At 49.7% G+C, this 19,961-nt stretch carries 22 protein-coding genes and 1 riboswitch; all 22 genes read left to right on the top strand.

The window, feature by feature from the left end; translation table 11 throughout:
- Nucleotides 1-14 precede the first annotated feature (14 nt).
- Nucleotides 15-899, top strand: coding sequence for a peptide chain release factor N(5)-glutamine methyltransferase (gene prmC / locus GUA98_RS14625; RefSeq protein ID WP_193723718.1), 885 nt, complete (start codon nucleotides 15-17; stop codon nucleotides 897-899).
- Nucleotides 900-984: 85 nt separating this feature from the next.
- Nucleotides 985-2,205, top strand: coding sequence for an FtsW/RodA/SpoVE family cell cycle protein (locus tag GUA98_RS14620; RefSeq protein WP_193723540.1), 1,221 nt, complete (start codon nucleotides 985-987; stop codon nucleotides 2,203-2,205).
- A 248-nt stretch (nucleotides 2,206-2,453) separates the two neighbouring features.
- Nucleotides 2,454-3,674 (top strand): FtsW/RodA/SpoVE family cell cycle protein, encoded by a 1,221-nt coding sequence (locus tag GUA98_RS14615; RefSeq protein WP_193723717.1) that lies wholly within the window; start codon nucleotides 2,454-2,456, stop codon nucleotides 3,672-3,674.
- Between the two features lie 250 nt (nucleotides 3,675-3,924).
- Nucleotides 3,925-4,584, top strand: a complete 660-nt coding sequence (gene spoIIR, locus GUA98_RS14610) for a stage II sporulation protein R (protein WP_193723539.1) — start codon at nucleotides 3,925-3,927, stop codon at nucleotides 4,582-4,584.
- A gap of 238 nt (nucleotides 4,585-4,822) precedes the next feature.
- Complete coding sequence (locus tag GUA98_RS14605) at nucleotides 4,823-6,046, top strand: L-threonylcarbamoyladenylate synthase (protein ID WP_193723538.1); 1,224 nt, start codon at nucleotides 4,823-4,825, stop codon at nucleotides 6,044-6,046.
- Nucleotides 6,047-6,050: 4 nt separating this feature from the next.
- On the top strand, nucleotides 6,051-6,296 hold the full coding sequence (locus GUA98_RS14600) for a hypothetical protein (RefSeq protein WP_193723537.1): 246 nt from the start codon (nucleotides 6,051-6,053) through the stop codon (nucleotides 6,294-6,296).
- Nucleotides 6,260-6,820, top strand: coding sequence for a manganese efflux pump MntP family protein (locus tag GUA98_RS14595; protein ID WP_095291207.1), 561 nt, complete (start codon nucleotides 6,260-6,262; stop codon nucleotides 6,818-6,820). Before GUA98_RS14600 ends, GUA98_RS14595 begins: the two co-directional genes overlap by 37 nt.
- 123 nt (nucleotides 6,821-6,943) lie before the next feature.
- Nucleotides 6,944-7,516 carry a low molecular weight protein arginine phosphatase gene (locus GUA98_RS14590; protein ID WP_193723536.1) on the top strand — a complete coding sequence of 191 codons (573 nt, stop codon included), beginning with the start codon at nucleotides 6,944-6,946 and terminating at the stop codon, nucleotides 7,514-7,516.
- A 137-nt stretch (nucleotides 7,517-7,653) separates the two neighbouring features.
- Nucleotides 7,654-7,735: riboswitch (ZMP/ZTP riboswitch) on the top strand.
- A gap of 142 nt (nucleotides 7,736-7,877) precedes the next feature.
- Nucleotides 7,878-8,471: a TIGR01440 family protein gene (locus tag GUA98_RS14585; protein ID WP_127537246.1), complete on the top strand. Its 594-nt coding sequence runs from the start codon at nucleotides 7,878-7,880 to the stop codon at nucleotides 8,469-8,471.
- A gap of 267 nt (nucleotides 8,472-8,738) precedes the next feature.
- On the top strand, nucleotides 8,739-9,986 hold the full coding sequence (gene glyA / locus GUA98_RS14580; protein ID WP_095291213.1) for a serine hydroxymethyltransferase: 1,248 nt from the start codon (nucleotides 8,739-8,741) through the stop codon (nucleotides 9,984-9,986).
- A gap of 230 nt (nucleotides 9,987-10,216) precedes the next feature.
- On the top strand, nucleotides 10,217-10,846 hold the full coding sequence (gene upp / locus GUA98_RS14575; protein WP_127537245.1) for a uracil phosphoribosyltransferase: 630 nt from the start codon (nucleotides 10,217-10,219) through the stop codon (nucleotides 10,844-10,846).
- Between the two features lie 38 nt (nucleotides 10,847-10,884).
- Nucleotides 10,885-12,042 carry a non-hydrolyzing UDP-N-acetylglucosamine 2-epimerase gene (wecB, locus tag GUA98_RS14570; protein ID WP_193723535.1) on the top strand — a complete coding sequence of 386 codons (1,158 nt, stop codon included), beginning with the start codon at nucleotides 10,885-10,887 and terminating at the stop codon, nucleotides 12,040-12,042.
- A gap of 187 nt (nucleotides 12,043-12,229) precedes the next feature.
- A complete protein-coding gene (locus GUA98_RS14565) occupies nucleotides 12,230-12,484 on the top strand; it encodes an AtpZ/AtpI family protein (protein ID WP_153980168.1) in 255 nt (84 codons plus the stop codon).
- Nucleotides 12,477-12,854, top strand: a complete 378-nt coding sequence (locus GUA98_RS14560; RefSeq protein ID WP_153980167.1) for an ATP synthase subunit I — start codon at nucleotides 12,477-12,479, stop codon at nucleotides 12,852-12,854. Before GUA98_RS14565 ends, GUA98_RS14560 begins: the two co-directional genes overlap by 8 nt.
- Nucleotides 12,855-12,899: 45 nt before the next feature.
- Nucleotides 12,900-13,718 carry a F0F1 ATP synthase subunit A gene (gene atpB, locus GUA98_RS14555; RefSeq protein ID WP_127537241.1) on the top strand — a complete coding sequence of 273 codons (819 nt, stop codon included), beginning with the start codon at nucleotides 12,900-12,902 and terminating at the stop codon, nucleotides 13,716-13,718.
- Nucleotides 13,719-13,796: 78 nt separating this feature from the next.
- Nucleotides 13,797-14,021: a F0F1 ATP synthase subunit C gene (gene atpE, locus GUA98_RS14550; RefSeq protein ID WP_090922866.1), complete on the top strand. Its 225-nt coding sequence runs from the start codon at nucleotides 13,797-13,799 to the stop codon at nucleotides 14,019-14,021.
- A gap of 114 nt (nucleotides 14,022-14,135) precedes the next feature.
- Nucleotides 14,136-14,624, top strand: coding sequence for a F0F1 ATP synthase subunit B (gene atpF, locus GUA98_RS14545; RefSeq protein WP_095291225.1), 489 nt, complete (start codon nucleotides 14,136-14,138; stop codon nucleotides 14,622-14,624).
- On the top strand, nucleotides 14,621-15,169 hold the full coding sequence (locus GUA98_RS14540) for a F0F1 ATP synthase subunit delta (protein WP_193723534.1): 549 nt from the start codon (nucleotides 14,621-14,623) through the stop codon (nucleotides 15,167-15,169). The genes atpF and GUA98_RS14540 overlap by 4 nt, the downstream gene beginning before the upstream one ends.
- A gap of 16 nt (nucleotides 15,170-15,185) precedes the next feature.
- Entirely contained in the window at nucleotides 15,186-16,700 is a 1,515-nt protein-coding gene (gene atpA / locus GUA98_RS14535) for a F0F1 ATP synthase subunit alpha (protein ID WP_153980165.1), read from the top strand.
- Nucleotides 16,701-16,871: 171 nt separating this feature from the next.
- Nucleotides 16,872-17,744, top strand: coding sequence for an ATP synthase F1 subunit gamma (atpG, locus tag GUA98_RS14530; protein ID WP_153980164.1), 873 nt, complete (start codon nucleotides 16,872-16,874; stop codon nucleotides 17,742-17,744).
- A gap of 95 nt (nucleotides 17,745-17,839) precedes the next feature.
- Nucleotides 17,840-19,243, top strand: a complete 1,404-nt coding sequence (gene atpD, locus GUA98_RS14525) for a F0F1 ATP synthase subunit beta (RefSeq protein WP_193723533.1) — start codon at nucleotides 17,840-17,842, stop codon at nucleotides 19,241-19,243.
- Between the two features lie 63 nt (nucleotides 19,244-19,306).
- Entirely contained in the window at nucleotides 19,307-19,711 is a 405-nt protein-coding gene (locus GUA98_RS14520; RefSeq protein WP_153980163.1) for a F0F1 ATP synthase subunit epsilon, read from the top strand.
- Nucleotides 19,712-19,961 lie beyond the last annotated feature (250 nt).

The raw sequence follows: 19,961 nt of genomic DNA, 5'->3' as shown, positions 1-19,961 counted from the left end.
GCGCGCAGTTTGTGATGACGCCGGAACAGAGCTGTCGGGAAGCCTTCGTGGAGGCTTCCTCTTTTTTGGAAAAGAGCGGCGTGTACGAGCCGCAGAATAATGCCCGGCTGCTGCTGGAGCATGTACTCGGCGTCTATGGCGCCGCGTATTACATGATGCAGCCGGAGCCCTTCCCCAGCGAGCTGCGCAGCCGCTGGGAGGACGCCGTCACGCGCAAGGCTGCGGGTGAGCCGGCGCAGTATATCATCGGCAGCCAGGAATTCTATGGGCTGCCGTTTGAGGTCACGCCGGCCGTGCTGATTCCGCGGCCGGAGACGGAGCTGCTGGTCGAGGCTGTGCTGCGCGAAGCCGACCGCGTGTTTCCCGGCGGCGCTCCGCTCGCCGTCGATATTGGCACGGGCAGCGGTGCGATCGCGGTGACGATCGCCTCGCAGCGCCCGCGCTGGCAGGTCGGCGCCGGAGATATCTCGGCGGCGGCGCTGCAAGTGGCCGCACGGAACGCGGCCGCGAACGGGGTACAGATCGACTTCCGTGAAGGCGATCTGCTGGCCCCGTTCGCAGGGGTGCGGGTGGACATTCTGGTGTCCAACCCGCCATATATCCCGGCGGCGGATATCGCCGGGCTGCAGCCTGAGGTGCGCGATCATGAACCGCGCACGGCACTGGACGGCGGTCCGGACGGACTGGCACCGTACCGGGTCATGCTGGAACAGCTGGCACTGCTGCCTGCGCCGCCGCAGGTCATAGGTTTTGAACTCGGTCAGGGACAAGCTCGCGACATCGCCGCATTGCTTGAATCCGCCGGACACTGGCCGGAAATTATCATTGTTCCGGACCTTGCCGGGATCGAGCGGCATGTCCTGGGTGTTCGTACTTCGGAACAGGTGACGAAAATGTAAGGTTCTGCGGGTTTTCTTTTTGCCGCGAAATCCTCTACAATGGGATATACCGAAGATTGCTGAATGCTTGGGGGAACATAACTACATGCTGCATAAATTCAAAAAGATAGACTACTCGATTGTGTTCATCTTACTGATCCTGATGGTCATCAGTATTTTGTCCATTTATAGTACGACCTTTGGCCGTCCGAAGCTGGAGGGGCTCACGAGAAACGCTGTTATCTTTTATATTCTAGGTTTCGTGATCTTTTTTGGAATATCGATGATCAATTACAAGGTTATTATCAAAAACTATTTATATATTTATGGAGTAGGCATGGTGCTGCTTATTCTGGTTATGTTTATAGGTCAGGAATATTACGGCGCCAAGGGCTGGTTGTCCATTTTTGGCTTCAGTTTGCAGCCCGCAGAGTTATTCAAGCTCTGTCTCATTGTGTTCTTGTCGGCCCTTCTGGCCCGAAAGAAGAACCGACCGCTTTATTTTGGACGTGATGTCGTACCGGTTTCACTTTGCGTACTGCCACCTTTGCTGCTCGTCTTGCTGCAAAATGACTTGGGGAACGCACTGAGCTATGTGATCATTCTGGTAGGACTGCTCTGGATTGGCAATATCAAGTTCAGCCATGCCCTCATTGGATTTATGATTGCTGTGGCTGCTTTTGTCGGGGGGACACAGGCTTACATTCACTATCATGATGAAATCGTCAAATTCCTGAAGGACATTGGTCGTTCTCACTGGGCGGATCGCTTCGATCCATGGCTCGTGCCGGATCAGACCTCCAGAGACGTACTCTGGCAGACCTATAACGCGAAGCTGGCGATTGGCTCTGGTGGCATTAGTGGTAAAGGATACCTGGAAGGTACAACGATTCAATCCAATCGGGTACCGCTTGCTTATGCCGACTCGATTTTTGTGCAGATTGGGGAGGAGTTTGGGTTTGTAGGTGCTTCAGTGCTGCTGCTGCTGTACTTTATTCTCATCCACAGGCTGGTCCTGATAGCTCTCGAATGTAAAGATCGCGCAGGGCCTTACCTCATCGTCGGTATTATAGCGATGCTGCTCTACCAGATTTTTGTCAACATCGGTCCGTTCATCGGCTTAATGCCGCTGACCGGGATCACGCTGCCTTTTATCAGTTCAGGGGGGACCTCGCTTGTACTGAATATGATCAGTATGGGTATCGTCATGAGTATCAAGGTTCATACGGAAGAGAACGAGGATATTTTGGGCTCTGCAGAACAACCGGGAATTACGGATATTGTCCTCAAGTTGTTCAGAAGGAAACCGTCCCAGCAGGAACAGTAATTCCTTTTATCAGGTACAGGAAACAAAACAAGTGAGTCATAGAACCCTGGAAAGATCAATCCAAGCTATTTGGATCTGATGCTTCCAGGGTTTTTCTTTTGCTGGATTTTCTCTAATAATTTTCGTAAGTTGGGCTCCATCCTCCACGCGGTGATTAAAATTTCCAATTTATCTCTCTATTTTATACAATGGAAATTATAAGTCAATTTGGAAAATGCGTATAGGTATCCGGGAGGACGATTGTAGTGATGTGGAGAATGCTGAAAAAGATGGACGGTGTAATTCTGTTTGTATTGTTTTTGCTGATGGTTGCAAGTGTGTTTGTCATTTATAGTGGTACGCAGACGGATGCCACTTTGGCCAGGCATCATATCAAAACCTTGTTGTTTTATATTGTCGGATTTGTCGCAGTAGTGGGCATCGGACTAGTAAATTACAAACTGTATGTGAAATATGCTTTTTATCTGTATGCCTTAGGCATCGTTTTGCTTGTTCTCGTCAACTTTGTGGGTGGACCAATCAATAATGCCAATGGATGGATCAAGCTTGGGGACAATCTTTCGTTTCAACCTGCGGAGTTGTTCAAGATGATCCTGATTCTATTTCTCGCACATTTGCTTGTGAGACGCCAACGAAACACACTCGGGTTCTGGAGAGATATCATTCCCATCGGATGTTGGGCGTTCGTTCCGTTTGCACTCGTCATGATTCAGAATGATTTGGGCAACGCGCTGGGTTACGTCGTCATCTTGGCCGCGGTATTGTGGATCGGTAATATCAAGCTAAAACACGCAATCATTGGCCTTGTTATTGTAGCCGTAACTTTCTTTGGTTTCGTCAAAGCCTACACGACGTATCATGATGAAATCTTTACCTTTCTCGAGAAGGTAGGCCGTGAACACTGGGCGGAACGGATAGATCCGTGGCTCGTACCGGAAAAGGCCACATCCAAGGCGACATGGCACACCAAAAACGCAGGCTTGGCTATAGGCTCCGGAGGCATTATCGGCAAAGGGTATTTGCAGGGAACCTCCGTCCAAAGTGGACGCGTGCCGTATACCTATTCGGATTCCATCTTTGTCGTTATTGCTGAGGAATTCGGTTTTGTAGGAGCGTCGGTGCTGTTACTGCTGTACTTCATTCTGATTCACCGAATGGTTCTCATTGGTATGGAATGCAAGGATCGGGCGGGACCGGTCATTATTGTAGGCATTATTGGCATGCTCTTATACCAAGTGTTTGAAAACATAGGTGCGTTCCTCGGACTGATGCCACTAACAGGGATTACCCTTCCGTTCATCAGTTATGGGGGGACTTCATTGCTTATTAATATGGCTTGTATCGGACTGGTCATGAGCATTAAATTATATGGAGATGAAGAGGAAGACGACCTGCTGCTTGGAGAGCAGAAGCCTGGTTTGCCAGACCGGTTACTGCATTTGCTGAGAAAAGAAAAGAGCGCGTTGTAATCATCGAATAGGGTTATATATTGGGTTATATATTAACAGTTAGGTTTGATAGATCTTAAGCAAGGCTGATGCACATCGGTAACAGATGTGGTCGGCCTTTTCTTAATCCGGCTCAACCACGTTAAAATGAAAGAATGAATTTGCTAGATTCATGATTTTTGCTAGGTTTACTTCTGTCTCTTCCGGGCATACTGATAGACATGAGAGAGTTGCAGGGAACATGATCACGGGAGCCGAGGGGGAGAACGGGATGAGCAGAAGAACAGTGAAACAAATGGGACTAATTATCGTTTGTCTTATGATGATTATTATGATGTGGGAAGGTCAGAAGACGGATGCAGCTGTAGCTGCTGCAGCAATTCCGGAGCAATCCATCCGTTTGCGGATTCTAGCGAATTCGGATGCGCCAGGGGACCAACTGGTGAAACGCGAGATTCGGGATGCTGTGGTTGCCCAGATGAGTGATTGGGTTACAGAGCTGGATAATCCGCAAAGTCTGGATGATGCACGCCATGTCATTCGTGAGCATTTGTCTGAAATCGAAGATCGGGTGGGAGAAGAGCTGGCCAGCCGTGGACTGGACTATCCATATCAAGTGGAGCTTGGTGTCGTTCCGTTCCCTACCAAACTATACGGAGGCACGGTATATCCCGCAGGTGATTATGAAGCAGTGCGTATAACACTGGGAGAAGGAAAGGGTCAAAATTGGTGGTGTGTGCTGTTTCCGCCGCTATGCTTCATTGATGCAAGCACAGGGGATGCGCTGGCCAATCCGTCTACGGTATCTGCAGCGGCTGCTGAGCCTGGAGATGCTGAAGCATCTGTCCAGGGAGCAACACCGGAAGCCCGTTTTTTCCTGGTGGATCTGGCGGTTAAACTATGGGGTTGGGTAGCCGGGTTGTTTGCTTAATATTGTGAGAATGATAGGGAAGGGCGACTTCGATACAGGAAGCTGCCCTTTTGCCCCATTTTTTAATGAATGGCTGTCATGCTTAACGGATGGGGTTTACAAGAGAGATAGCGAGCCCGTTCTTAGGTTGAACAGATATGCTATAATTATAGGTATTCGAAATGAAAGCAAGACAGCTACCGCCAAGGTCGAGGCCCCGCGGTTACTAACCTATTGAAGTTTAGGGATGATGGGATATATGAGTAGAGAACAAGAGCAATACACAGGAAACAAAGATTCGGGAAAACCAGAAGGATTGCTTACGTCGGTGTGGGATGTCAGAGCATTGATGAGTGAGAACGAGCTGCATGTTGTGGGTAATTTGGTTATGGGTGAACTTGAGGCACAGGGATCCGATGAGAAAAAAAAGAGCGCCTACCAGCAGGCGCTCGCTGACTTGCAGGCTGCTGCTGCCTGCATTCGTCAAGGCCAGACCGTTGCGTTTCCGACAGAGACGGTATACGGTTTGGGCGCGGATGCGCGCAGTACAGCCGCGGTAGAGGCTATATTTGAAGCCAAAGGCCGCCCGTCAGACAATCCGCTCATTGTGCATATTGCACATCGCGATCAGCTGGATTCACTGGTTACGGAAGTGAATGAGGCGGCAGAAGCGCTGATTGAGGCCTTTTGGCCAGGTCCGCTCACCATTGTGCTGCCTGTTAAGCCAGGTGCCGTATCCCCGCGGGTTACGGCTGGCTTGGATACGGTGGGTGTCCGCATGCCGGATCACCCGGTTGCTCTGCAGCTGCTCGCAGCGGCGGCGTGCCCAGTGGCTGCGCCGAGCGCTAACCGCTCCGGGCGGCCGAGCCCCACGCTCGCTTCACATGTGAGCGAGGATCTGGCTGGCCGCATCGGCGGCATTGTGGACGGCGGCCCCACGGGTGTGGGCGTCGAGTCCACGGTAGTGCAGGTCGGTGACGACGGTACCGTCACCATCCTGCGCCCTGGCGGCATTACGGCGGAACAGTTGTCCGCCGTTGCCGCCCATGTCGCCACGGACCCGGCGATTCTCGCGGGTGGGTCCGAAGGCGAAGGCAGCCCGGCGCCGCGCTCGCCGGGCATGAAGTACACGCACTATGCGCCCACAGGGGCGCTGTGCGTGGTAGAGGGGCCGCCGCCAGCCGTGGCGGCCTGGATCAGCGCCGCCCTCGCGGAGGCGGCGCAGCGCGGAGAGCGCACCGCGGTGCTGGCGTTCGCCGAGCACGCGGAGCAGTACCGTGCCGATGCCGTATTCTCGCTGGGCAATGCCAGCGAGCTTGAAGAAGCAGCGCGCCGGCTGTACGCCGCGCTGCGCAGCTGCGATGAGCAGGGCGCCACATACATTGTGGCTGAAGCCTGCTCACGCGAAGGGCTGGGCGCAGCCGTCATGAATCGGCTGCTCAAGGCTGCTGGTCACCAACTTATACAGGTTGGGGACCAGTAACACCATGACCGGAGCTGACGACGTCTCTCCGGTCCACCTGATCGGCAGGCCGTGGCAGCAGGCACCACCAACCACGGCCTGCCGATTAGAAGAGTCCCCTTTTGACACGCCTGCCTGCATCTCTCTGACTATTCATTCTCTATCTCCCGTCATGTTTGTGTCCTTGTCCGCATATCGTGTACAAGAACCTTTACGTGACTTGGGGGTATGGGAATGTGGGATGTGTCTGCCCATCTGGGGCAGTTGGTAACCATTTTGATTATGGCCGTCGCCCTCGGGCTGGATGCCTTCTCGCTGGGCATTGGGATTGGCATGAAAGGCATTCGTTTGCGTGATGTGCTGCGAATCAGCTTGGTTACGGCCCTGTTCCATGTGATCATGCCGCTGATCGGTATGTACACGGGGAAATACGTCAGTTCACTTCTTGGGGACATCACGACGTATGCTGCAGGCGGATTGCTCGTTTTGCTTGGGGGTCACATGATTCTGAATGCATTTCGTGAAGGTGACACCAAGCTGGTGGACCATCGCTCCATGCTGGGTGTGATCTTATTTTCACTCAGTGTGAGTGTGGATTCGTTTTCCGTTGGGGTATCCCTCGGCATGTTTAGCAGTGATCTGGTACTGACTGTACTTGCCTTTGGTGCATGCGGTGGAATCATGTCCGTCATGGGTCTGCTGCTGGGAAGACGAGTGAGCCAGAACCTTGGTGATTATGGTGAAGCGATTGGCGGAGCCATCCTGCTTGCGTTTGGACTGTTGTTTATTTTTTAATAGTCATAGAGCGGAGCAGTTGCAGCCCTTGAGCAGTCATAACGATACTCTTTAAATTTTCATCATTTAAAATTAAAATATTGCATCATTCGACAACATTTGCGAAATGGGGAGGCTATCACAATGAAACATATTTTGTTTGTATGTACAGGAAATACGTGCCGCAGCCCCATGGCGGAGGGGCTTTTGCGCAAGCTCGCAGCGGAACGGGGCATTCAGGTAGAGGTTCGTTCTGCAGGTGTGGCGGCAGCATCGGGAATGCCGATTTCCCGTCATGCCGAAGCTGTATTAAGAGATCACCAGGCGGAAGGGCCTGGTCAATCTACCCAGCTTGACGCGAGCCTGATTGGCTGGGCGGATTTGGTCCTTACGTTAACGCGAAGCCATAAACAGCATGTCATGCAGGTTTTTCCGGATTCGGTACACAAGACGTACACGCTGAAAGAGTATGTGGAGAATGATGATCAGGTTCTGAATGATCTTCAGGAACTGGACAGCCTGTTCGCCACACTGGAACTGAAGCGTGCACTCGGTCAGGAGATTCTGGCATCAGAGCGTGAGCGCGTGATCGAGATCCGCCAGCGCATTCCAAGCTTTGATATATCCGACCCATTCGGGGGCAGTCGTGACGATTATAATATTGCTGCTGCAGAGATCAGGACGGCATTGGATCGGCTTCTGGACAAGTTGGGATAAACCGGGATTATGCAGGGCAATGTAATTGGGCAGTGATGAACCATTTCCAAATTTATTTTTATATGCAAAAACGAACATGTAGTGTAAATTACCCGTTGATTTTAAGCGTGGGTTGTTTTATGATGAAGGGGAAAACAGGGATCCGGTGTAACTGGCGACGAAGTGGGCACAACCACAATGGAGCACCGGAACAAACGGCCGGTCGCCTGGGCAAAAGAGCAATTCTGCGATACCCGCAGACTGCTCTTTTTTTCGTCTTTCATCTGATTATTCGCTATAATAGTACCTGAGATGCCGTGCATGAATACAAGAGCGGGCTGCCGTGAGGAAGTCAGGCATGATTTTATCGGGAGGCGATAGGATGACTATTGAGTTAGATTCGGAACAACCCGGATTGCAGGAACAGACCGCATCCATTCTGCGTGAACTGGCACTTGCCGGAAAGCTTGGACCTGGACAGATTGTTGTGATCGGTACAAGCACAAGCGAGGTTGCAGGCCAGAAGATCGGTACGAGTGGTGCCGTTGATGTAGCACAGCAGCTTCTTGCAGGGATCCGCGAGGTACAGCAGGAATTCGGCTTCGAGCCTGTGTTCCAGTGCTGTGAACACTTGAATCGCGCACTGGTGATGGAGCGTTCATTGCTCACACGTCTTGGTTTGACTGAAGTGGGTGCCGTGCCCGTTCCCAAGGCAGGCGGTTCCATGGCATCCGCAGCTTATCGCTCGCTGAGTGATCCTTGCCTGGCTGAACATGTGCAGGCTCATGCGGGAGTGGATATCGGGGAAACCATGATTGGCATGCACTTACGGCATGTGGCAGTTCCCTTCCGTACAGCGCTTCGCTACATTGGGGAAGCCCGTGTGACGACAGCCTTGACCCGTCCGAAGCTGATTGGCGGCGAACGTGCGGTGTATCAGATGGAAGAGCAACCAGATTCGACATTTTGCGACTAAATCTTCAACCTACTATAAAGCGAAATTAATGTTTACACGAAAACGGAGACTGCAGGACAAATCTGGAGAAACGAAGTGCTCGCCTAAAAGCTTTCTGAAAGAAAGCTACATCGGAAGCATAGGCTATCACCGGATTTCCCCTTTAAAGGGGGATTCAAAAAATCTGGGGATAACAGCGATCGGAAGATTGTGCTGCGTTCGGAGTGGCGAGTGTAACCTTTTAATTTTGCTTTATAACTTCACTAATATACTGGGAGGAATTTAAACATGGAACAATTGCGTAAGAATGACCCTGCAGTACTTGAAGCGATGAATTTGGAGTTGAAACGCCAACAGAACAACATTGAGCTGATTGCATCCGAGAACATCGTAAGTGAAGCGGTAATTGAGGCACTTGGATCTGTACTGACAAACAAGTACGCTGAAGGATACCCAGGCAAACGTTATTATGGTGGCTGCGAGCATGTGGATGTTGTGGAAGATATCGCACGTGACCGCGCGAAGGAACTGTTTGGCGCTGAGCACGTAAACGTACAGCCTCACTCGGGAGCACAAGCGAATATGGCAGTATATCTTGCAGCGTTGAAACCTGGTGACACGGTGCTGGGCATGAACCTTGCTCATGGTGGACACTTGACTCACGGTAGCCCAGTGAATGCATCTGGTTTGCTCTACAATTTCGTGGCCTATGGCGTACAGGAAGATACTTTCCTGATCGATTACGATGAAGTGCGCAAAGCAGCGTTCAAGCACCGTCCTCGTCTGATTGTTGCAGGCGCAAGTGCATACCCGCGTACGATTGATTTTGAAAAACTCGCTTCTATCGCAAACGATGTAGGTGCATTGTTCATGGTGGACATGGCCCACATTGCAGGACTGGTTGCTGCCGGATTGCATCCGAGCCCGGTTCCTCATGCCCATTTCGTAACAACGACAACACACAAAACGCTGCGCGGACCTCGTGGCGGTATGATCCTGTGCCGCAAATCCTGGGCAGCTGCAATTGATAAAGCGGTATTCCCAGGTTCCCAAGGTGGACCTTTGATGCACGTTATTGCTTCCAAAGCGGTAGCACTGGGTGAGGCCCTGCAGCCTTCGTTCAAAACTTATGCACAAAACGTAGTGAAGAACGCTCAGGTTTTGGCTGAAACACTGATTGCTGAAGGATTGAACATTGTATCCGGCGGTACAGACAACCACTTGATGCTGATCGACACTCGCAGCGTGAACATCACAGGTAAGGAAGCTGAGCATGTGCTCGATTCCATCGGTATTACCGTGAACAAAAATGCAATTCCATTTGATCCGACAAGTCCGTTTGTAACGAGCGGCATTCGAATTGGTACTCCGGCAGCTACTTCCCGTGGCATGAACGAAGAAGCCATGGTTGCTATCGGTAAAATCATTGCCAAAACATTGAAAAATCCTAAAGATACAGCGAAGCTGGATGAGGCCCGCGCGGAAGTAACGGCTCTGACAGACCAATTCCCGCTGTACACAGATCTGAAATACTAGTCCACAGGCACATGGAATTATTGTACAACTAGAGTAAAAAGGACCGGAACATGCCAAGTTTCCGGTCCTATTTTTATAGTATTCGGTTTTCTGTAATGATTACATGTCCTTTGATGGTGTAATTCGGTGTAGGTGATGATATAATATACAGGATTTATCGGGCCTATGAATGATAATTAGGCATTATTGGTAATGCTGTACATGAAGAACTTACCGGAGGGACAAATTAGATGGGAAAATTAGTAATATGTGATCACCCCTTGATTCAACACAAACTGACGTTTATACGCGACATGCGTACGAATACGAAAGATTTCCGCGAACTGGTGGATGAAGTGGCTACGCTGATGGCGTACGAGATTACAAGAGAGATTCCGCTCGAGTCTATTGATGTGCAAACACCTGTAGCTGAAACACAAGGAAAGGTCATCTCTGGTCGTATGCTTGGTCTGGTACCAATCCTGCGCGCAGGTCTGGGTATGCTGGATGGCGTTGTTAAACTGCTTCCTGCGGCAAAAGTAGGACATGTTGGTCTGTTCCGTGACCCGGAAACACTGCAACCTGTTGAATACTACACAAAGCTGCCTACAGACGTTACGGAGCGTGAGCTGATTGTTATCGACCCAATGCTGGCAACTGGCGGATCTGCCATTGCTGCGATTGACGTGCTCAAAAAACGCGGCTGCACCCAAATCAAAATGATGAACCTTGTAGCAGCTCCTGAAGGTGTAAAAGCAGTTCAGGACGCGCACCCGGATGTGGACATCTACGTGGCTGCACTGGATGATCGTCTGGATGATCACGGTTATATCGTTCCCGGATTGGGAGATGCAGGAGACCGTCTGTACGGCACTAAATAAGCATGCTGCATGCTGAATAGAAAAGGGGCTTTGTTTGAATGTCCAAGAAAATTAAAGTCATGACGATATTCGGAGTTCGTCCGGAAGCCATTAAGATGGCTCCGCTTATTTTGGAACTTCAGAAACATCCCGAATCTATCGAATCCATCGTCTGTGTGACCGCACAACATCGTCAAATGCTGGATCAGGTTCTGGAAGTGTTTAACATTCAACCGGACTATGATCTGGATGTCATGAAAGATCGCCAAACGCTGAATGAAATCACGATTCGTGTGCTTGGTGGCCTGGAGCCCGTACTGCGCGAAGCGAAACCCGACATCGTGCTTGTTCACGGGGATACGCTGACTACGTTTGTAGCCAGCTATGCAGCGTTTCTGCAGCAGATTCAGGTGGGCCATGTGGAAGCAGGTCTTCGTACGTGGAACAAGCTGTCACCGTATCCGGAGGAAATGAACCGCCAGTTGACCGGCGTACTTGCGGACTTGCATTTTGCACCGACAGATTGGTCGTTCTCCAACCTTGCCAAAGAAAATAAACCGGAGTCTAGTACCTATGTCACAGGCAACACGGTAACAGATGTGTTTCAATATACAGTACGGCAGGATTACACACATCCGGTACTTGAATGGGCACAAGGCAAACGTCTTGTGCTGATGACAGCTCACCGCCGTGAATCCCAAGGCGAGCCTCACCGCAACATTTTCCAGGCCGTCAAACGGATTGCCGACGAGTTCGAAGATATTGCCATCGTGTACCCGGTGCATCCAAGTCCTGCTGTGAAGGAGCCGGCTCACGCGATTTTGGGGAATCACCCCCGTATTCAATTAATTGATCCACTAGACGTGGTGGATTTGCATAACTTTTATCCGCATACTCACTTGATTTTGACCGATTCAGGCGGTTTGCAGGAAGAAGCGCCTTCGTTTGGTGTGCCCGTGCTGGTTCTGCGGGATACAACGGAGCGTCCTGAAGGCATCGAGGCTGGAACGTTGGAGCTGGTGGGTACGGATGAGGAACGTGTTTATGAACGGACCAAAGCTCTGCTTACGGATGATGCGCTGTATGCAAGCATGAGTCAAGCTGCCAATCCATACGGTGATGGACATGCATCGGAAAGAATTGTCAATGCGATTTTGCACCATTTTGGCGTAAATAGTGAACGTCCGGAATCATTTCACAGAAAATTCAAAAAATAATTCGTTTTTTCTGACTGAATCATAAAGGGTACAGCATACAGTTAAACTGTACGGTTTACGCGGGTTTACGGGCTCCCGGGGGCCTGTAAACCCGTCGTTTTACCCTTTAAAACACTAAAATCATTCAATTGACAAAGGCTCTCATCATTCAGTAAAATTAACTGGGATTGCAAGGGTGGCGTGGAAAATGGCCGATTCGAACAAACCAAATTCATCCCGTAACCATGACAACAATGTATGGAAAGCGATGGGGCTCGTGACAGCTTTTGGGATCGAGATTGCCGTTCTCGCTGTTGCCGGATATTACGCTGGCTCCTGGTTGGACAAGACCATTGGAGGTAACGGAATATGGATCGCCGTAAGCGTTCTCTTTTTTCTGGCGGCAGGTGGAGTGAGCATCTACTTTATCGCGAAAAAATTCATGGGGGAAAGTGATGAGTGAACTAACCAGATACCGCAGATGGATGACTGTTTCCATCATGTACTTTCTTATGATTTGTTTTCTCGCAGCGGCCTTTATGCCACGTGTGGAGACAATTGCTTTGGGACTGGCCCTGGGTACAGGAATTAGCTGGATCAATGCATTTTACCTGGGCTACAAAGTAAGGAAAATGTCAGATGATGCGGCAGAAGGTAACTTGAAGCGTGTGAACCTGGGATTTTTGACAAGAGCGGCACTCGCAGTGCTCGGTATATATATATCGATGCGCTTTCCGCAGTATTTCAATACATATGCGGTTGCAGGCGGTCTGGTCATTGCGCAATTTTCCTTACTGATTATAGGGATCGTCTATTCCCGCAGAGCAGAATGATGTTAGGTGCTGCAGCTTTCAAGTCGAGAAAGGGGTGAGAAAAATATGCATGAAGCTCCAATTATTATGCTTGGCGGATTTCGACTGGATCTATCGGTTGTGTTAATGTTGGTCGTTACAGGTGCCCTCGTTTTTATTTTTGCTGTCCTGGCTACACGGAGATTGTCCGTTGAGAACCCCGGCAAGCTGCAAAATTTTATGGAGTGGGCAGTCGAATTCGTCCGCAATCTGATTTCCAGCACGATGGATATGAAGAAAGGGAAACATTTTATCTCTCTCGCACTTTCCATGATTATGTTCATCTTTGTCGGTAACATGCTGGGTCTTCCGTTCCAGGCAGTTACGGAAGTTACAGAGGTCAGTCAGGCACAGGTGTTCAATCAACCGATCGTTACAGCGGTCGATGCGTTTGAAGAAGCGCATGCCAAAGATCCTGAAGCACATCCACACGTTGAGCTGGCTTGGTGGAAATCACCTACCGCTGACTTGTCGGTAACGATGGGACTAGCACTTGTTGCGTTCATGGTATCTCATGGACTCGGATTGTTCCGCAACACGAGAGGTTATCTCAAGCACTACCTTCAGCCATTCGCCTTGTTCTTGCCCATCAACTTGATTGAAACGGCATCCAAGCTGCTGACTCACGGTATGCGTCTATTCGCGAATATCTTCGCGGGTGAGGTACTGATCGCAACGATCCTGAAGCTGACCACGTTTAAAGTGTTTGGCGCAATAGCTGCCATTCCGTTGCTGATGGTGTGGCAAGGCTTTAGTATCTTTATCGGCGCGATCCAGGCATTTGTTTTTGTAATCTTGATGATGGTGTACATTTCACAGAGCATCGAGACGCACGACGAACATTAAGTTCCAAGCCCTACGAAGATTTCTTCACCAGGCTGAACAATAAAAAAATTGATTTATAATTTTAAGGAGGATATACAAATGGGAGCAATGGCATTAATCGCAGCAGCAATTGTTGCAGGACTGGGCGCGTTTGGCGCAGGTATCGGTAACGGTATGGTAATCAGCAAGACAGTAGAAGGAATTGCCCGTCAACCGGAAGCAAAATCCACTCTTCAAACAACAATGTTTATCGGGGTAGGTCTGATCGAGGTATTGCCGATCATCGGTGTGGTACTCGCGTTCATGTTCTACGGTGCGGCTTAATTAAATTGATAAGGTTTGGCGGGGAAGGCCATAGCCATCCGCGCCTTCTTTTTAGGTAATGTCCGTTCATGCGGATGAACGTTTCAAGGATACCTCCAGGAAGGAGTGAACAGATTGAGTTTCGTATGGGAAAATACGCTTCTTGCGATTATCGCATTTGCAATTTTATATTGGCTGCTTAGCCGTTATGCTTTCGGTCCTTTGTTCTCCATCATGGAAAAACGTCGCGAACTCGTGCTGACGCAGATGAATGAGGCTGCTCAGACTCGGGAACAGGCCATTGCCTATGTGGAGGAACAAAAACAAGCTCTGGAGCAAGCGCGCAAAGAAGCTCACGACATCATTGAACAGTCCAAACAAACGGGCGGCAAACAGGCTGAGTCAATTCTGGCTGACGCAAAAGCTGAAGCTAATCGTCTGAAAGACGATGCGGTACGTGAAATTGAAAGCGAGAAGAACAAAGCAGTTGCAGCGCTTCGCAGCGAACTGGGTACAGCTTCCGTTCAGATTGCTTCCAAATTGATCAAAAAAGAAGTTGAGAACGGTCCAGCACAAGAAGAGCTTGTGAACCAATACCTCAATGAGGTAGGGGGCCGACAATGAGCCGCGATACGATTGTTGCCAAGCGTTATGCGAAAGCATTGTTCGAAGTCGCTCTCCAGCAGCAGCAGGTACTTGAAGTTGAACAGGAGCTGCGTGCGGTTGTCAGTGGATTGACTGAGGATGCTGAGATCATCAAGTTCATCGTATCTCCGAACATCTCTGATGAAGCCAAACGGAACGTGCTCCAAGCGAGCCTTGAAGGCAAAGTGTCCGAACCTGTTCTGCGTACGGTTCTGCTCCTGATTGAGCGTGGCCGTGTTGAACTGCTGGAAGCTCTTTTGAGTGATTATCTGAAGATCGAGGGCGACTCGCTCGGCATTGCCGATGCCCGTGTTTACTCGACTTATGCATTGAATGATGAAGAAAAAGAAGCGGTAGCCCGTGAATTCGGAGGCCGTGTGAATAAAAAGATCCGTATCGAGAACATTGTCGATTCGACTCTGCTGGGCGGATTGAAAGTCGCCATTGGCGATACGATCTATGACGGCAGCTTGGCTGGCAAGCTCGAACGTCTTGAGCAGTCTTTTAACAGACGAGTACAGTAGATTGGGGTGAGGACACTTGAGTATCAAACCAGAAGAAATCAGTACATTAATTAAGAGCCAGATCGAACAATACAAGAACGATATCGATGTAGTCGAAGTCGGGACGGTTATTGAGGTTGGTGACGGTATCGCCCGTGTATACGGACTTGAGAATGTCATGTCCAACGAGTTGGTTGAATTCCCAAGCGGTGTTATGGGCCTCGCCATGAACGTGGAAGAGAGCAATGTCGGTGTCGTTATCCTGGGACCTTACTCTGACATCCGTGAAGGCGACCAAGTAAAACGTACAGGTCAAATCATGCAAGTGCCGGTTGGCGAAGCATTGATTGGACGCGTTGTGAACCCGCTCGGTATTCCTGTGGATGGCAAAGGGCCAATCGCTACAACGGAATTCCGTCCGGTTGAAGGTAAAGCACCAGGCGTTATGGATCGTAAATCGGTTCATGAGCCAATGCAAACTGGTATCAAAGCGATTGACGCAATGGTTCCAATCGGTCGCGGACAACGTGAGTTGATCATCGGTGACCGTCAAACAGGTAAAACATCGATCGCGATCGATGCTATCCTGAACCAAAAAGGCAGCGGCATGAAGTGTATCTACGTTGCTATCGGTCAGAAGCAATCTACGGTTGCTCAAGTTGTGGAAACTCTTCGTCGTAAAGGCGCAATGGAGTACACAATCGTTGTAACTGCAGCAGCATCTGATCCATCCCCGCTCTTGTACATTGCACCTTACTCCGGTTGTTCAATGGGTGAGTACTTCATGTACAAAGGCGAGCACGTTCTCGTTATCTATGATGACTTGACTAAACAAGCGGCAGCATACCGTGAGCTCTCCTTGCTGCTTCGTCGTCCTCCGGGCCGTGAGGCATATCCGGGTGACGTATTCTATCTGCACTCCCGTTTGCTGGAGCGTGCAGCGAAGCTGAATGATGAACTTGGTGGTGGTTCTTTAACCGCTCTGCCATTCATTGAAACACAGGCTTCCGACGTATCCGCCTACATTCCAACGAACGTAATCTCGATCACAGACGGACAAATCTTCCTTGAAGCCGACTTGTTTAATGCTGGACAACGCCCGGCGATCAACGTAGGTATTTCCGTATCCCGTGTCGGTGGTTCTGCTCAGATCAAAGCGATGAAAAAGGTTGCAGGTTCCCTGCGTCTCGACCTCGCTCAATATCGTGAGCTTCAAGCGTTCTCCCAGTTCGGCTCCGATCTGGACAAAGCGACTCAGGCCCGCCTGAACCGTGGTGCACGCATGATGGAAATCCTGAAGCAGGGTGTAAACCAGCCTCTGCCTGTTGAACAGCAGGTTGTGAGCTTGTATACAGCGGTTAAAGGATTCCTGGATGAGATTCCAACAGGTGACGTTACTCGCTTTGAGCGTGAGTTCCTTGCGTTCATGGAGAGCAACCATCCGGAAATTCTCGGGTCCATCCGTGATACAAAAGAATTGACTGCAGACAACGAAAATGCACTGAAAGGTGCAATCGAGAAGTTCAGAAAGAGCTTCGCTGTCTCTGTCTAAATAGATGATTGCAGCTGCGGAGTTGTTTAACCGATTCCGCATGTCTGCATGTAAAACTTTGATGCTTTCAAAGTAAGATAATGCTTACGAAGTAGTTTTGACTACGTCAAAACTTGTGTTGATGCTTACGAAGTAACTTTGGCTCCGCCAAAGTTTTGAGGTGGTGAAATCATGGCAAAAGGCATGCGCGAAATTAAGCGGCAAATTAAAAGCGTACAGAGCACCAAGCAGATCACCAAAGCAATGGAGATGGTTGCAGCTGCAAAACTGCGTAAAGCGCAGGAGAAAGCTGAGGCAGCCCGTCCTTATTCGGAGAAACTGAAAGAAGTTGTGGCTAGTATTGCATCCAGCACGCAAGGCATCCAGCATCCGATGCTAGAGAGCCGTCCGGTCAAAAAGACAGCTTATCTGATCATTACATCGGACCGCGGACTTGCAGGTGGATACAATGCGAATATTCTGCGTCAGGTTAATCAGACACTGAAAGAACGCCATAACTCACAGAATGATTATGAGTTGTTCGTAATCGGACGTAAGGGACGCGATTACTTCAGACGCCGTGAGATTGCGATGGCTTCCACGACAACTGATCTGTCGGATTCGCCTTCATTTGCAGATATCAAATCTATCGCACACGAAGCTGTTCGTGGATTTGAACTGGCTGAATTTGATGAATTGTACATTTGTTATAACCGCTTTGTAAATGCGTTGACCCAGATTCCTACGGTAGAACGTCTTCTTCCTATGGATACACCTGAGGTATCTGCTGCGAATGGACCAACTGCAAGCTACGAGTACGAGCCGTCAGCCGAGGCTGTACTGGAGGTTCTGCTTCCGCGTTATGCGGAGACATTGATCTACGGTGCGCTTCTGAACGGTAAGGCGAGTGAGTTAGGCGCGAAAATGACGGCGATGGGTAATGCAACCAAAAATGCATCCAAGCTCATTAATGATTTGTCATTGACTTACAACCGTGCCCGTCAAGCAGCAATCACGCAGGAGATTACGGAAATTGTGGCAGGTGCCAACGCAGCACAAGGCTAACCGTTATTTATTTAATGAAGGCTTGCACTGCAAAGATAAACGAACGGAACTTTATTTTTGTCAAAGTAGCAGGCTTGTAGGAGGGGAACGTTAAGATGAACAAAGGACGCGTTGTGAGCATCATGGGTCCGGTTGTTGACGTCGAGTTTGAACGCGGCGGTCTGCCGGAAATCCTCAATGCCATTACGATCACTACAGTAACCGAAAGCGGCGTAAGTGTAAGTCTTACACTCGAAGCTTCGAAACATCTGGGTGACAACCGGGTACGTTGTATCGCGATGTCCTCCACGGACGGTCTCGTACGTGGGATGGAAGCAGTAGATACAGGAGCTCCAATCTCTGTACCTGTTGGGGAAGCGACACTGGGTCGTGTATTTAACGTACTTGGCGAAGCAATTGATACTGGCGGTGCTGTTGCTGCTGAACATAAAAACCCGATTCACCGCTCTGCTCCTGCATTCGATGAACTGACGACTCAAGCAGAAATGCTGGAGACCGGTATCAAAGTTATCGACTTGCTGGCTCCTTACGCCAAAGGTGGTAAAATCGGTTTGTTCGGTGGTGCCGGTGTAGGTAAAACCGTTACAATTCAAGAATTGATCAACAACATTGCGCAAGAGCACGGTGGTATCTCCGTATTCGCGGGTGTTGGTGAGCGTACACGTGAAGGTAACGACTTGTATCACGAGATGAGTGATTCCGGCGTTATCAACAAAACAGCAATGGTCTTCGGACAAATGAACGAGCCTCCAGGCGCACGTCTTCGTGTTGCCCTCACAGGTCTGACAATGGCGGAATATTTCCGTGATGAAGAAGGCCGTGACGTGTTGCTCTTTATCGATAACATCTTCCGTTTCACCCAAGCGGGTTCAGAAGTATCTGCCTTGCTCGGACGTATGCCTTCCGCGGTAGGTTACCAGCCTACGCTGGCAACAGAAATGGGTCAATTGCAAGAGCGTATCACTTCCACGAAAAAAGGATCGGTTACATCTATCCAGGCGATCTACGTACCTGCGGATGACTATACGGATCCGGCTCCTGCAACAACGTTTGCTCACTTGGATGCAACAACAAACCTGGAGCGTAAAATTTCCGAGATGGGTATCTACCCTGCGGTAGATCCACTCGCATCCAGCTCCCGGATCTTGGCACCAGAAGTTGTAGGTGAAGAACACTATAGCGTAGCTCAAGGCGTTAAACGCATCTTGGCGCGTTATAATGAACTGCAGGATATCATTGCGATCCTGGGTATGGACGAGCTCAGTGAAGAAGACAGAGCGCTCGTTTACCGTGCTCGTAAAATTCAACGTTTCTTGTCCCAGCCTTTCCACGTTGCTGAAGCATTTAACGGTATTCCGGGTAAATACGTTCCGGTTAAAGAAACGGTGCGCAGCTTTAAAGAGATTCTCGAAGGCAAGCATGACGATCTGCCGGAAGCAGCATTCCTCTTCGTGGGTACGATTGAAGAGGCAGTGGAGAAAGCTAAAACACTGGTATAATCTGAATCCAGGATTGTCCTTATGAAGCGAGCTATCCTTCGGATAGTTTCAGGAGGGATGGAATTGAGCACCTTTTTGTTGGAAATCGTAACGCCTGAGCGTTTGGTCTATTCGTCGCAAGCAGATAGCATCATCGCTCGTGGTATAGAAGGGGAACTGGGGATATTGCCAGGCCATATCCCTATGGTTACTCCATTGCAGATTGCACCGATTATTATCAAAAACGGAAAAGAGAACAAGCAGGTCGCTATTGGCGGCGGCTTTATCGAAGTCCGCAAAGATAAGGTTGTTGTTCTTGCAGAAAGTGCCGAATTCCCGGAAGATATCGATGTGGATCGTGCGCGTGCAGCGAAAGAACGGGCAGAACGCCGTCTCAGCAGCCAAAGCAACCAGGACCACTTTGATCACCGCCGGGCAGAGATTGCTCTGCAAAAAGCGGTTAACCGGATCAACGTATACGGCAAATAAACGATTAAAGGAAGCCCGGCGGCTTGGTCTGCCGGGCTTTTTTGCTGTGTTTTGCAGAAATGACTTCCATATTTATTTAATGTAATCGCAATTTACTGGATGATTTTATGTAGATTCTCCGTTAATTTTTGTAAACAACGATCACCGTTCGTGTGATATTGAATATAGTATAGGACTATAGTAGTGGTGATAGTTACCACTAATAGACCCATTTTTGGCCAGTTCAAACCAAATTATTTCCGAGGAAATG

This window comes from Paenibacillus sp. P13VS (genome assembly GCF_015143645.1).
GTDB classification, from domain to species: domain Bacteria; phylum Bacillota; class Bacilli; order Paenibacillales; family Paenibacillaceae; genus Paenibacillus; species Paenibacillus xylanilyticus_A.
Note: the sequence above shows the minus strand (reverse complement) of the source record. Positions and strands in the feature narration are given on the sequence as shown.